The sequence below is a fragment of the Phenylobacterium montanum genome (assembly GCF_018135625.1).
In the GTDB taxonomy this organism is placed as follows: Bacteria; Pseudomonadota; Alphaproteobacteria; order Caulobacterales; family Caulobacteraceae; genus Poindextera; species Poindextera montana.
In genome coordinates this window covers 1,547,698-1,560,813 of sequence record NZ_CP073078.1, presented here as the reverse complement: position 1 = coordinate 1,560,813, position 13,116 = coordinate 1,547,698, and the positions used below count along the sequence as shown (strand labels likewise).

General features: G+C 65.1%; 11 protein-coding genes. 7 read left to right on the top strand and 4 right to left on the bottom strand.

Annotated features, from left to right (window positions below; all coding sequences use genetic code 11):
- The first annotated feature begins 5 nt into the window (after positions 1–5).
- The 4 genes from KCG34_RS06890 (at position 6) to KCG34_RS06875 (ending at position 5,722) form a co-directional block, all read left to right on the top strand.
- Entirely contained in the window at positions 6–1,046 is a 1,041-nt protein-coding gene (locus KCG34_RS06890; RefSeq protein ID WP_211939653.1) for a YncE family protein, read from the top strand.
- A gap of 346 nt (positions 1,047–1,392) precedes the next feature.
- On the top strand, positions 1,393–4,335 hold the full coding sequence (locus KCG34_RS06885) for a TonB-dependent receptor plug domain-containing protein (RefSeq protein ID WP_211939652.1): 2,943 nt from the start codon (positions 1,393–1,395) through the stop codon (positions 4,333–4,335).
- Between the two features lie 18 nt (positions 4,336–4,353).
- Complete coding sequence (locus KCG34_RS06880; RefSeq protein ID WP_211939651.1) at positions 4,354–5,172, top strand: hypothetical protein; 819 nt, start codon at positions 4,354–4,356, stop codon at positions 5,170–5,172.
- Between the two features lie 4 nt (positions 5,173–5,176).
- Positions 5,177–5,722: a cytochrome b gene (locus KCG34_RS06875; protein ID WP_211939650.1), complete on the top strand. Its 546-nt coding sequence runs from the start codon at positions 5,177–5,179 to the stop codon at positions 5,720–5,722.
- 3 nt (positions 5,723–5,725) lie between these two features.
- On the opposite strand, the gene KCG34_RS06870 is transcribed toward KCG34_RS06875, so the two are convergent.
- Positions 5,726–7,087: a sensor histidine kinase gene (locus KCG34_RS06870; protein WP_211939649.1), complete on the bottom strand. Its 1,362-nt coding sequence runs from the start codon at positions 7,085–7,087 to the stop codon at positions 5,726–5,728.
- On the bottom strand, positions 7,084–7,746 hold the full coding sequence (locus tag KCG34_RS06865; RefSeq protein ID WP_211939648.1) for a response regulator transcription factor: 663 nt from the start codon (positions 7,744–7,746) through the stop codon (positions 7,084–7,086). Before KCG34_RS06865 ends, KCG34_RS06870 begins: the two co-directional genes overlap by 4 nt.
- A gap of 210 nt (positions 7,747–7,956) precedes the next feature.
- On the opposite strand from KCG34_RS06865, the gene KCG34_RS06860 reads away from it, so the two are divergent.
- Genes KCG34_RS06860 through KCG34_RS06850 form a run of 3 tightly spaced genes read left to right on the top strand, consistent with a single transcriptional unit; the run spans position 7,957 to position 11,110 of the window.
- Positions 7,957–9,018, top strand: a complete 1,062-nt coding sequence (locus KCG34_RS06860; RefSeq protein ID WP_211939647.1) for a YncE family protein — start codon at positions 7,957–7,959, stop codon at positions 9,016–9,018.
- 53 nt (positions 9,019–9,071) lie between these two features.
- A complete protein-coding gene (locus KCG34_RS06855) occupies positions 9,072–10,421 on the top strand; it encodes a 2-hydroxycarboxylate transporter family protein (RefSeq protein ID WP_211939646.1) in 1,350 nt (449 codons plus the stop codon).
- Between the two features lie 5 nt (positions 10,422–10,426).
- The gene (locus KCG34_RS06850) at positions 10,427–11,110 is read left to right on the top strand and encodes a response regulator (protein ID WP_211939645.1); all 684 of its coding nucleotides are present in this window, start codon (positions 10,427–10,429) and stop codon (positions 11,108–11,110) included.
- A 99-nt stretch (positions 11,111–11,209) separates the two neighbouring features.
- Here the strand turns inward: KCG34_RS06850 and KCG34_RS06845 are convergent, their stop codons facing one another.
- Together KCG34_RS06845 and KCG34_RS06840 are read right to left on the bottom strand one after the other, a co-directional pair.
- Positions 11,210–12,250, bottom strand: a complete 1,041-nt coding sequence (locus KCG34_RS06845) for an MBL fold metallo-hydrolase (RefSeq protein ID WP_211939644.1) — start codon at positions 12,248–12,250, stop codon at positions 11,210–11,212.
- Positions 12,251–12,386: 136 nt separating this feature from the next.
- Positions 12,387–13,049: a peroxiredoxin gene (locus KCG34_RS06840; protein WP_211939643.1), complete on the bottom strand. Its 663-nt coding sequence runs from the start codon at positions 13,047–13,049 to the stop codon at positions 12,387–12,389.
- Positions 13,050–13,116: the final 67 nt, after the last annotated feature.

Here is a 13,116-nt window from a genome sequence, read left to right as displayed (position 1 = left end):
GCTACATGCGTGCTCGTCTCGCCGCCCTGTTCACCGGCGCCGCCCTAGCCGTGGCCGCCCTGTCCGCCTCCTTGGCCCATGCGGCGGACGAAGAGCCGCTGAAGCTCGTCGGCCGTACCGAGCTGCCCGGATATTCGGGCGACTTCGACCACTTCGGGGTCGACCTGAAGGGCGACCGGCTGTTCCTGGCGGCCGAAGACCACGGCACGCTGGAGGTGTTCAGGCTTTCGACCGGAGAGCACCTGAAGACGGTGACCGGGGTCGAGACGCCGCACAGCATCCTGTTCATGCCCGACCAGAACCGGCTGCTGGTCACCGACAGCGGCTCCGGCATGACCAAGATCCTGGATGCGACCAGCTATGCGGTGGTGGGTTCGGTCAAGCTGACGCCGGGCGCCGACTCGGTGGGCTATGACGCGCCGCGTGGCCGGCTCTACGTCGTGACCGGCGGCAAGGACGTGGACATGAAGGATTGCTATCTTGAAGAGATCGATCCGACCACCGGCGAGGAATATTCCAAGGTCCACTTCGACTCCAATCACACGGAGGCCCTGGCGGTCGAGCAGCAGGGCGATCGCATCTTCATCAACATCACCGACAAGAACTTTCTGGCGGTGATCGACAAGAAGACCGGCCAGGTCACCGCCCAATGGCCGATCAAGGAGGCCGAGCAGAACGCGCCGATCGCCATGGACGAGGCGCACCACCGTCTGTTCGTGGTGACCCGCAAGCCCGGCAAGCTGGTGGTGCTGAACGCCGACAGCGGCCAGTCCATCGCCAGCTTCAAGGCGCCCGAGCGCACCGACGAGGTGGTGTTCGACAAGGCCAACGGCCGTGTCTACGTGCTGGGTGGCGAGGGCTATATCGGCGTCTTCCAGGAAGACGATCCCGACCACTATTCCGAGCTGGCCCGCATACCGAGCGGGGTCGCGGCCAAGACCGGCATCCTCGTGCCGCAGCTGAACCGCCTGTTCGTCGCCGTCTCTCCGGGCGAAGCCAAGACCGGCGCCGCCGTCCTGCAATACGCCGTCGCGCCCCGACCCTGACCTGAAAAGCGCGGACGGCCCGGCGCCAACCTCCCAGGCGACCGGACCTCGCCCCGCCCGTCCCCCGACGGGCGGGGCTTTCTTTGCGCGTTACTTCAGCTTTGAAAGGTGCGCCCGAATTAAGTCGCAATTCAGCTTGGCTACAGGTTGCCGGCGCATGGTGTTTTCGAAAATGAAAGGCCGCGAAACGCGGCCTGCAGATGGAGGAAACAGGGCCGCAAGGCCCGCAAGGCGACTTGGCCTGGCGGCGTTGCCGGCCGGATGCGGCGAGCCAGCCGCCAGCAAGAACAAGATAGAGAATCCGGCGCCGCGACCAAGGTCGGCGTTGGACGGGGAGAGGACATCCATGCCGTCGAAGTCCGCATATGTCGCGTCGCTTTTGGTGAGCACTGCGCTTGCCGCCGCGTCAAGCGTTCATGCCCAAGCCCAGCCCTCGCCCGCGCCGCCGTCGGTGCAGGAGATTGTGGTCACCGGCTCGGCCCTGCCGACCACACCGGACGCGGTCGCCGTGCCTGTGAGCACGGTCAGCGCAGCCTCTATCGCCAAGGGCGGGGTCAATTCCAATGTGCTTGAGATTTTGCGCAAGGACCTGCCGTCCTTCGCCGGCCGCAGCAACACCGGAACAAGCAACGCCAACAACACCAATCAGAACACGGCGGGCGGCTCGCAGGTGCAGCTGCGTAACCTTGACACCCTGGTGCTGATCGACGGCCGCCGCTCGGCGATCGACGCCATCGCCGGCCTCGGCGGCAAGACCTTCGTCGACGTCAGCGCCATCCCGACCGCGGCCATCGAGCGCGTCGAGGTGCTGGCCGACGGCTCCTCCGCGATCTACGGCTCGGATGCGGTCGGCGGGGTGGTCAACCTGATCCTCAAGCACAAGTTCGACGGCGAAGAGGTTGGCGGGCGAATCGCCGAGGCGGACGGCGGCTACACCGAACGGTCAGCCTATCTGATCGCCGGCGGCGAGCCCATCGAGGGCCTGAACCTGACCATGACCGCCAGCTATCAGCATACCGATCCGCTGCGGCAGAGCGCGCGCTCGTTCTCGAGCCCATTCTACATCTCGACGACCTCTGTTCCCGGTGTGGTCGGCGCAAATCTTCTTGCAGCGACCCTGAACTCACCGCGCGATAACAACCCTACCGGCCCCGGCAATGCGACCGCGACCAGCCTCTCGGGTCTCGCCGCCGGCACCTATATCGGCTCCAACGCAGCCGGGATCGGCCGCACCTACGATTTGTCGCAGTTTCAGTTCCTGCTGATGCGGCAAGAGCAAGGAGCGCTGGCGACCAATTTCACCGCCGACCTGACCAAGAGCGGCAATGTCGTTGCTTTCGGGGGCGTGGAATACGCGCACAACGAAAGCTTCACCCAGTTCCTGCCGCGGACCACGGTTCTGAACGTGCCGGCGACTGCGCCTTATGACCCCCTCAGCGTGGCGGTCAGCGGCGTGGTGTTCGGCGACACCTTGGCGCCGAAGCAATACTACAACACGAGCGACGACGTTCGGGCGACGATCGGCTTGCGCGGGAAGTTCAACGTCTTGGGGCGTGACTGGAAATGGGAGGGCGCCTTCGTTCACAGCGAAGATGACCTGACCCAACTGCAAAAGAACGTGCTGTTCAAGCCGAACCTCGCCCTGGCGGTCGCCGGCGGCTATGACGCCAGCGGTAACCCGGTGCTGGGCGGCAAGTACAGCAAGGTCTATGGGAACTACACGGTGACCTCGGCTGGGCCGACCGTCCTGCAGCCGGCTCTGGATCCCTTCGCCCGGGCTGGCGACATCATCCCCGGGTCGCTGGCCAACGTGCTGGGCACGGAAACCCTGACGGCGGCCAGCCAGCTCGACTCGTTCGACTTCAAGGTGACCGGCGATGTCTTCACCCTGCCGGCCGGCGATATCGGCCTGGCGGTTGGCGGCGCTTGGCGCCGCGAGGCCCTGTCGGCCCATACCGACCCCAACGGGACCAATACCCTCGGCTCCGGCGCCCAGAGTTGGGTCGGTGGCCAGTTCAACGATCCCTTCAGCCACAGCCGCACCATCGGCGCCGCCTTCGCCGAAGCCCGCGCGCCGATCACCAGCCCGCACTGGAACTTCACCGGCTTCCACGCCTTCGACCTGATCGGCGCTCTGCGCTTCGAGCACTACAGCGACGCCGGCGACTCGGTGGTGCCCAAGATCGGCTTCCGCTGGGAGCCGGTGGACAGCCAGGTGACCTTCCGCGGCACCTATTCGAAGTCTTACACAGCGCCCTCGCTCTATGCCGAGTACGGTCCGACCGATACCCGCATCGCCGGCGGGGCGATCATTCCCACTCAGGCCTTCCCGGGGCTCGGCCTGCCGCAGATGCCGTTCCAGGCCGAAGACGGCAACAACCCGCACTTACAGCCGGCCAAGGCCGACTCCTATTTCCTTGGCGTCGTGATCAAGCCCAACTTCATCCACGGGCTGAAAATCTCGATCGACTATTCGGCGGTGGACGAAAAAGGCATCGCCGGCGGCATCGGCTTCGCCAACATCCTGCAGGACGTCAACACCAAGGGCTCGGGATCGCAGTTCTACAACAATATCGCCCAGGGTAACTTCGTCGGCACGTCCGGCGCCTCGCAATTCGCCGCTCCAGGCGCGTTGCTGACTTACCTGAGGGCCGACGGCACCGCGGCTGGCCAGATCGCCGCGGCAAACAATCTCTTCATCATCGACCGCTTCACCAACCTTGGCGGGGTGAGGGAGCGCTCGTTCAACATCAATGTCGACTACGTGCGCGAGACCGAAAACTACGGGGTGTTCACCTTCGACACCACGGGCGCGATTTTCACTTCCTACAAGTTCCAGGCCCTGCCGATCCAGCCGTTCTACGAATATGCAGGCACGGCCACCAACGGCGGCACCGGGGTGCAGGGCACCCTGCCGAAATACCACTTCTACAGCTCGATCGACTGGAACTTCCGCGGTTGGGATGTGACCCTCGGCAACACTTACGTTTCGTCGGTGCAGGACCTTGGCGTCGGTGGGCAGACGCGGGCGAACCTGATCGCCGCCGGCACGGCAAAGCCGCCCTATCCGGTCAAGGATTATACCGCCTGGGATATCCGCGCCCAGAAGCTGTTCGAGATGGAGAGCGGCAAGATCCTGAAGAAGTGGACGATCGCCGCCGGGATCAACAACTTCACCAACGCCATGCCGCCGCTTTCGCCGCTGGCCTTCACCGACAACAACGCCGACGTGGCGAGCTACTCGCCGATCGGGCGGCTGTTCTACCTGCAGGCCACGGCCAAGTTCTGAGATATGAGGAAGCGGTTTATGGCCCATAGACTGGGTGCTTCAGGCGGCGTCGATCGGCGAGTTCTGTTCGGCGGCCTCCTCATCGGCGGGCTGGCGGCGGCCCTGCCGCAGGGCTGGGCGCGGGCGGCGGCGGTGGACGCCAATGCCGGGCGCGGCAAGCAGGTGCTCTATGTCTGCAACCTGACCAAGCTGGAAAAGGCCAGGGCGGCCACCCCGCCGCCCGAGCCCAAGCGCATCGCAGCCCTGCAGTCCTGGCGCGACAACGACATGAAGGCGGTGGCCTTCCTGCAGTCGCTGGGTTTCAAGGTCCGCCAGGTCGACGAATATTCTTCCGTCGACGAGGCCAGGGGCCAGGACCTGATCCTGATCTCGGAATCGGTCGACGCGATCGACGTGGGCGGCAAGTACCGCGCTCTGCCGATCCCGCTGATCACCTTCGAGAACGACCTCCTGGGCGAGCTCGGGATGACCGGCTGGAAGAGCGGCCACGACTACGGCACCGACGACGACCAGCGCTTCATCTTCGTCGTCAATGCGCCCCATCCGCTGGCTGCTGGACTGAAGGCCGGCGTCCAGAACGTCCTGGACGACGAGCACTACAAGATGAACTGGGGCAAGCCCTGCCTCGGCGCCGTGACCATAGCAACCCTGCTAGGCGAGCCGGACAAGGCGGCGGTGTTCGCCTACGAGAAGGGCTCGACCATGTACGCCGAATTCCTTGCCCCCGCCCGCCGGCTCAGCTTCTTCCTATGGCAGGATACGTTCCAGGGGCTGAGGCCTGAGGGTCTGGCTCTGTTCCGCGCTGCAGTGCTGTGGGCGGTCAGTCCGCCCGAGTGAGCGCATGACCAATCGGATCACCTCTGGCCGCCAACGCTATGACCGCACGACCATCGCCCTGCACTGGCTGATCGTCGCCGCTGTGGTCTTCCAATGGATCAGCGGCCAAACGATCGACTGGTTTCCGCGCGGGCCGCTGAAGATCGACGCTCGCTCGGTGCATATCGTCGTGGGCGCAGTGGTCGCCGCAGCCACCCTCTACCGGATATTCTGGCGTGGCTACCGGGGCGCTCGCCTGCCGCCGGCCGAACGTGGGCTGCTCGGGTTCGCGGCAAAGGGTATGCACTGGGCGCTGATGGCCAATCTCGTTGCGCTGGTAGGCCTCGGCCTCTCTCTTGCCTGGCTGCGCGGCGACAGCCTGTTCAACCTGGCCCGGATTCCTGCCTTCGGAGACTACGCGCCGACGGCGCGCCACCTCCTCGCCAATGAGATCACCGACCTGCACAGCCTGGCCGCCAACCTGATCCTGGTGCTGGCGACCGCCCATGCCGCGGCGGGCCTAGCGCATCATTTCATCCTGAAAGACGGCGTGCTGCGGCGGATGGCGTAGACCTCAGGCCGCCGCCGCCGTCGGGATCTCGAACACCACGCGCAGGCCATGACCCATGGACCGGTTCTCGGCATAGATGCGGCCGCCGTGCTTGGCGATGATGGCCTCGCAGATGGTCAGGCCCAGGCCGCTGCCCTTACCGGCGTTTTCCGGGACGTTGAAGCGCACGAACCGCTCGAAGATCCGCTGCAGCTGCTCGGGCGCGAGGCCGGGGCCCTGGTCCTCGACGGCGACGCTCCAGAGCCCGTCGGCGACCTGCGACTTCAGGCGGATCTCCCCGCCGGGCGGTGAGACGCGCAGGGCGTTGGTCAGGAGATTCAGCAGGACCTGGCGCAGCCACTTTTCCTCGTAGTCGACGGCGACCTCGCCCTCGTGGCTGCAGGTGAAGGACAGGCCGTGGTGGCCGGTCAGCGCCAGGGCGTCGGGGCGAAAGCCGTCGATCAGAGCGGCCGGCGATTGCACCTTGAGCTGGAAGGGGATGGCGTCGGCCTCGGCGCGGGAGAGGAACAGAAGCTCGTCGATGATCTGGTTCAGCCGGGCGATCTCCTCCAGCTGGACCAGCACTGCGTCTGTCTGTTCCGCCGGCAGGTCGCCGTCGGTCAGCATCTTCTCGGCATGCAGCCTGACCAGAGAAAGCGGGGTTTTCAGCTCGTGCGAGGCCTCGTCGGCGAACCGGCGGACCTGCACGAACGCCGTCTCCAGACGGTCGAACATCTGGTTGAGCAACCGAATCAGGTCGGTCAGCTCGTCGCGCACCTCGCTGACCGGTATCCGTTCGCTGAGATTGTCGGATCGTATTCGATTGGCGGTCTCGCGGATCAGGCGGATGGGCCTCAGCATCACATGGCTGACGCCGAAACCGACGGCGATGCTGGCCAGGAGCATGCCGATCATCAACGCGGCACAGACCTCGACATAGGAGCGCAGGCCCTCGCGCACCGGCAGCAGAGAGGTGGCGATGGTGACATCGAACGGCGGCATCAGGAATTCGCTGACCCTGAGATCCCCCACCGGCGCCGGCGTGCTGTACTGGCGGCGGCCCTTGACGTCGGGAATATCGCCGCCATGCAGGTTGGAGGAGCGGAAGTAGATGCCGCCTTTGGGGTGGTCGACCACGATATAGAACAGGACCGAGGAGAACTCGCTGGTCTCGCGGATGCGCCTGTCCATGGTGGCGCGGTCGATCGATTTATAGTCGGGGCCCAGATGGGCGCGGATTTGCTCGAACTCGGCGAAATTCAGCTGGTCGAGGCCATGGGTCAGCCGCTGCTCCAGGAGCTGGTAGCCGATCAGGAACAGTACGAACAAGGTGAGGGTGGCGCTGAACGCGTACCAGGCCGTCAGCCGCGCGCCGATCGTCTTCATAGCAATTGGTAACCGATACCGCGCACGGTCTTGAAGACCTGGCGGCCGGACGCCTCAAGCTTGTTGCGAAGCCGACTCATGTAGACATCGAGCAGATTGGTGTCGACGTCGTAGTGCGAGGCCCAGATCTTTTCGGAGATGAACGTGCGGGTCAGGACGCGGCCGGCGTTCTGCATGAAGACGTCCAGCAGGGCGTATTCGCGGTTGGTCAGGTCTACTGTCGCCCCGTCGAGGTGCACAGTGTGGCTGACCAGGTCGAAGCGGATGCCGTTGCGCTCGATGACGGTCTGCTTGCTGACCGACTGGCGTCGCAAAAGGGCGCGCAGGCGGGCCAGGAGTTCCTCCAGGCTGAACGGTTTGGGCAGGTAGTCGTCCGAGCCGACATCCAGGCCCTTGATGCGGTCTTCCAGCGTGTCGCGTGCGCTGAGGATCAGAACGGGTTCATTCAGTCCGCTTTCGCGCCATTCGCGGATCAGGTCCAAGCCGTCGCCGTCAGGCAGGCCTAGGTCGAGAACGATGGCGTCGTACTTGGTCTCGACGATGGCGTCATTGGCCTCGCGGCAGTTGGCGGCCAGCGCCACGGTGTAGGTCTGCTCGGTCAAGCCCTGCACGAGGAACCTGCCCAGCCTGCGCTCATCTTCGACGATCAGGATCTTCATAGCGTCGAACTCCCAGGTCGCGATTCCGCCACGGATGGTCCGGCTTGTCGAGCAAAATCCTGACAAACATCTGTTTCTGAAAGAAAATTCAGTTTGGCGTCAGCGGCCGTTCAGCGAGCGCGCCTAGATCTGCCGCCCAACAGGCCGCCTGCGAAGAACCCTGTCACTGGGGAGCGGGCGGCGTTCGCAAGAGCGACGGGGAGCTTCGGGGTGCGCCAGGACAGGAGATCAGCCAAGGTTGGCGTGCTGGCCGTGATCGCGGCGTCCGCCGCGCTCGCGGCCCATGCGGGTCCCTTCTATCGGCTACAATCCACGGTCAGCTTCAAGAGCCAGTCTCCCGGCTGGGACTACTTGGCGTTCGACGCCGCCCGTTCCTGGTTGTTCATCGACCGGCGCGCCGACGGGGTCACAGTCTACGACACGCAAGAAGGAAAGGTCGTCGGCCAGATCGAGCGGTCCGAAGGCGCGAACGCCACGACGCTCGTGCCCGATGTCGATCGAGGCTACACGACCAACGGCGATGGCTCGACCACAGTCTTTCAGCTCTCCACCCTGAAGACCTTGGACCGCATGAAGCTCGGGCCGAGCGCCGATGCGTCGTTTTACGAGCCGGCCACCGGCCAACTCGCCTTCATGCGCGGCGACGATCATGAGATCACCTTCGTCGACGCCCGCAGCGGCGCGGTCACCGCTCGGACGAAAACGATCAGCGACGAACTCGAAGCTGCGGCCGCCGACGGCCAGGGCCACCTGTTCGTAGCCGAGCGGGACCGCGCTGCTGTGCTGAGGGTTGACGCCCGCCGCCACCGCGTGCTCGGCGAATGGAAGATCGCCAACTGCAAGGCGCCGACCGGCCTCACCATCGACCGGGCCAACCATCGCCTATTCATCGGCTGCCGCGGCGACAAGCCTGTGCTGGCGGTGCTGTCCAGCCAGACGGGCGTCGAGGTCGCAACCCTGCCGATCGGCCGGGGTAACGACGGGGTGGCGTACGATCCGGAGACGCGGACCGTGTTCACCTCCAACGGCCTCGACGCGAACCTGGTCATCTTCAGCCAGCTGGGGGCGGACCGCTATGCCTTGGCCCAGGCGGTGACGACGCGTCCGATCGCCCGCACCATGGCTCTGGACCCTAAGACCAAGTCGGTCTTCCTGGTCACTGCCGAAGGGGTGGTCGATCCGGCCAAGCCGGTCAATCACGAGGCCGGCCCCTTCTATCCGAACCGCTACTTCCCCGACAGCTTCACTCTGCTCACCTACGCGCCTCGCTGACGTAGGACGCGGCCCCCACGCAGATCGATCAAGATCAACATCGGGATCAGGCCATGAACGACCAGACCTTCAACGTCAGGGCAGGGCGCGGCCTCGCCAAGTCCGCCTGGCCCTATGGGTGGTGGCGGATAGTCGACGCCCGCATCGGCATCGTGCCGGTTCCGGTGTTTGTGCTGCTGCTGGCTCTGATCTGGGCCTTCGTCGCCACCGGCAAGCCGCCTTCGGACGTGATGATGAACATCGGCGTGCTGTCAGTTGGCGGCTTCGCCTGCGCCGAGCTCGGCAAGCGCCTTCCATTCCTGGGCGAGATGGGGGCCGGCGCGATCTTTGCGACCTTCGCTCCATCCTACCTGGTCTACGCGCACCTGCTGCCGAAGGGGCTGGTGACGTCGGTGACCGATTTCACCAAGCAGAGCAACATCCTCTACCTGTTCATTGCTTCCATCATCGTGGGCAGCATCCTGAGCATGGACCGACGGGTGCTGATCGCCGGCTTTCTGAAGATCTTCGCCCCGATCGCCGCGGGTTCGGTGGCGGCGCTTGGGGTGGGCTCGGCAGTGGGCTACGCGCTCGGCCTGGGCCTGCGTCACACGCTCTACTACATCGTCGTTCCGGTGATGGCCGGCGGAGTCGGCGAGGGCGCGATTCCGCTTTCGATCGGCTACGGCGCCATCCTGCACAAGCCCCAGGGCGAGTTGTTCGCCCAGGTGCTGCCGGCGGTGATGATGGGCAGCTTGACGGCCATCCTGCTTTCCGGCGCCCTCAATCTGCTCGGCCATCGCCTGCCTGGGTTAACCGGCGAAGGGCGGCTGCAGTCGGGTCCGGGCGCCCACACGGTGGTAGACGATGAAGATGCGCCGCATGGCGCTCCCTCGGTCGCATCGGTCGCAGCCGCAGGGGTGACTGCGGTCGCCCTCTATCTGGTCGGCGTGATGACCCAACGGCTGTGGAACTGGCCGGCGCCGGTGACCATGCTGTTCCTGGCCGTGCTGCTGAAGCTCGGACGGGCGGTCTCGCCGGACCTGCGCGGCGGGGCGATGGTGGTCTATCGTTTCTTTTCGGTCGCGGTCACCTATCCGCTGCTGTTCGCCATCGGCGTGGCCATGACGCCGTGGGACAAGCTGATCGCGGGCTTCAATCGCGCCGAGATGGCGACGGTCGTGGCGGTGGTCGTCACCATGGTCGGGACGGGCTTCGCCACGGCCTATCTTGTCCGCCTGCACCCGATCGACACGGCGATCGTGGCTGCCTGCCGCTGCGGTCAGGGCGGCACGGGCGACGTGGCCATACTGACCGCGGCCAATCGCATGAAACTGATGCCTTTCGCCCAGATCGCCACCCGTATCGGCGGGGCGCTTACCGTGACCCTGGCCCTGATAGCCCTCGCCAGGTTCGGGGGCTAGCCACCATGAAGATCCTCCTGGTCGAGGACCACCCTGAACTCGCCAGGATGACGGCCGCCTATTTGAGCGAGAAGGGCTTCGTGGTCGATCACGCGGGCTCACTAGGGGAGGGGCGCGAGGCCTTGGATCTGGGCGGCTATGACGCGATGGTCCTGGACCTCGGCCTGCCGGACGGCGATGGGGTCGGCCTATTGACCGCGCGGCCCCGCGGCAGACCGCCACCGCCGACCCTGGTGCTGACTGCCCGCGACGCAACCGCCGACCGGATATCCGGCCTGAACGCCGGGGCGGATGACTACATGGTCAAGCCCTTCGAACTCGATGAGCTATGCGCGCGGCTGAGGGCGGTGCTGCGGCGACCCGGCACGCGTGCTGCGAGCGAGCTCAGTCTCGGGCGCTTGACCTTCGACACCGTTTCTCAGCAGGTCAGCGTTGTCGGCGTTCCGCTCAATCTGAGGCGGCGGGAGTTGCTGCTGTTAGAGGCCTTGATGCTGGCGCGCGGGCGAATCGTGGTGCGGGATGTGCTGGAGGAGCGGCTCTATGGCCGCGATCTCGCTGTGACGCCCAATGCGGTCGAAGTCACCGCTTCTCGCCTGCGCAGGGCGTTGCAGGATGCCGGGGCCGAGGTGCGGGTCGAGGTTCGCCGGGGGATCGGCTATCTTTTGGTGGCCGAGGAGAATGATGGCTGATCGCCAAATTGCTGTCATTCGAGACGATGTGTCTACGGCAGCGGCAGTTTCCGCATAGCGGTCACAAAAGAACCGGGAAAATGGGAGGTTTGCTGGCGATCAAGGGCTGTCGCCCACAGTCAGGGGAAAGCCGCGTTCGCGCCATAGCTTGACGCCGCCGTCCAGGGCCGCCGCCCTGCGAAAGCCCAGCGTCCGCAAGGTCGCGGCGGCCAAGGTCGAGATCCTCCCGAATTCACAGCACGTCAGGATCCGCGCCGTCGGATCCGGCAACTCGTCATTGACGCGCAGCTCAAGCTGACCGCGCGGAAGGTGACGTGCGCCCGGGATATGGCCCGCCAACCAGGCGTCGCGCTCGCGCATGTCCAGCAGCACCAGATCGAGCCGGTCTGAAGCGACCTTGTCGGCCAACTCGTCCAGCGACACAAATGGCACCGTTGCAGCGGCTTCGGCCAGCATCTGAGCCACCGTCTTGCCCCCGCTCATGTTGGTGCGAAGGGCCTCCGTGAGATGGGTGGGCGCCGAAAGGTTGAGGTGGCGCATCATGTCCACGAACTCGGCGCGATCGCGTTTTTGCAAACGCGGATTGTCAGCGATTTCGTCGGCGATCGTGGAGTGGCCGCGGCCCTTGTAGTCATGCGCAGGATAGACCTTCAGCTTCGGGTCGAGCTTGAGCACGATGTTGAAGAGGCTGTCGTAAAGGGCCTCGGGGTCGCCAGTCGGCAGATCCGTTCGGCCGGTTGCGCCAATCAAAAGGGTGTCTCCGGTATAGACGCGGTCGTCCGCAAGCAGGCAAATCGAGTCGCGCGTGTGCCCTGGCGTGTGCAAAGCCTTGAGCTTCAGATCCCCGACGATCAGGAGTTCGCCGTCCTCCAGCCTGAGGTCGGCATAGGGCGCGGGGCTGAGTTTGTGGGTGACCACAGGGGCGTCCAACCGTCGAGCGAGTTGCTGCGCGGCCGAGAAGTGATCGGCATGGGTGTGGGTGTCGATGACATACCGGATACGCAAGCCTTCCCGCGCCGCCAAACCCAGATAGCGATCGATCTGGCGAACTTCGGGATCGATGAGAACGGCGGCCCGGCTCTCCGGACAGCCGATGAGATAGGATTGGCAGCCGCCGGTGGCGATCTGTTCGAAGACCATGTCTGCTCTCCACGAGAGTACGGTCGCTGTCAGTTCGGCGAAGGTGTAGGCGCTTCTGACGCCAGAGCGCCCCGGAGCGGCGCCTGCCCAGGCCCCGGGGGCGTGGGCGCGGCGCCTCAGCGACGCCCCGCCGTCATCAGCTTTGAGGCTGGGCGACCACCCGAAGATAGGGCTTCACGGTTTTCCACCCACCAGGGAACTTCTGCCTGGCCTGGTCGTCGGAGACTGAGGGCGGGATGATGACGTCCTGGCCCGGGCGCCAATTCACTGGCGTCGCCACCGTGTGCTTCGCCGTCAACTGGCACGAGTCGAGCAGGCGCAGGACCTCGTCGAAATTGCGACCGGTGCTCATCGGATAGGTCAGCATCGCCTTGATCTTCTTGTCCGGCCCGATGACGAACACCGAGCGCACGGTGGCGTTGTCGGCGGCGGTGCGACCCTCTGAGGTGGTTCCGGCGTCCTCAGGCAGCATGTCGTAAAGCATCGCCACCCTCAGTTCAGGATCGCCGATCATCGGATAGTTGACCGCATGGCCCTGGGTCTCCTCGATGTCCATCGCCCAGCGGGAATGGTTGTCTACCGGATCGACGCTCAGGCCGACGATTTTGGTGTTGCGCTTGTCGAACTCCGGCTTCAGCCCGGCCATGTAGCCTAGTTCGGTGGTGCAGACCGGGGTGAAGTCCTTAGGGTGCGAGAACAGGATGGCCCAGCTGCCGCCGATCCATTCGTGGAAATCGATCACGCCCTGAGTGGTGTTGGCGGTGAAGTTTGGGGCTTCGGAATTGATGCGCAAGGACATTGAACGGCTCCGGTTTGCTGCCGCGCCAAGATTGTCGATGGTCAGGCGCGCTTGTTGTGACGCCCAC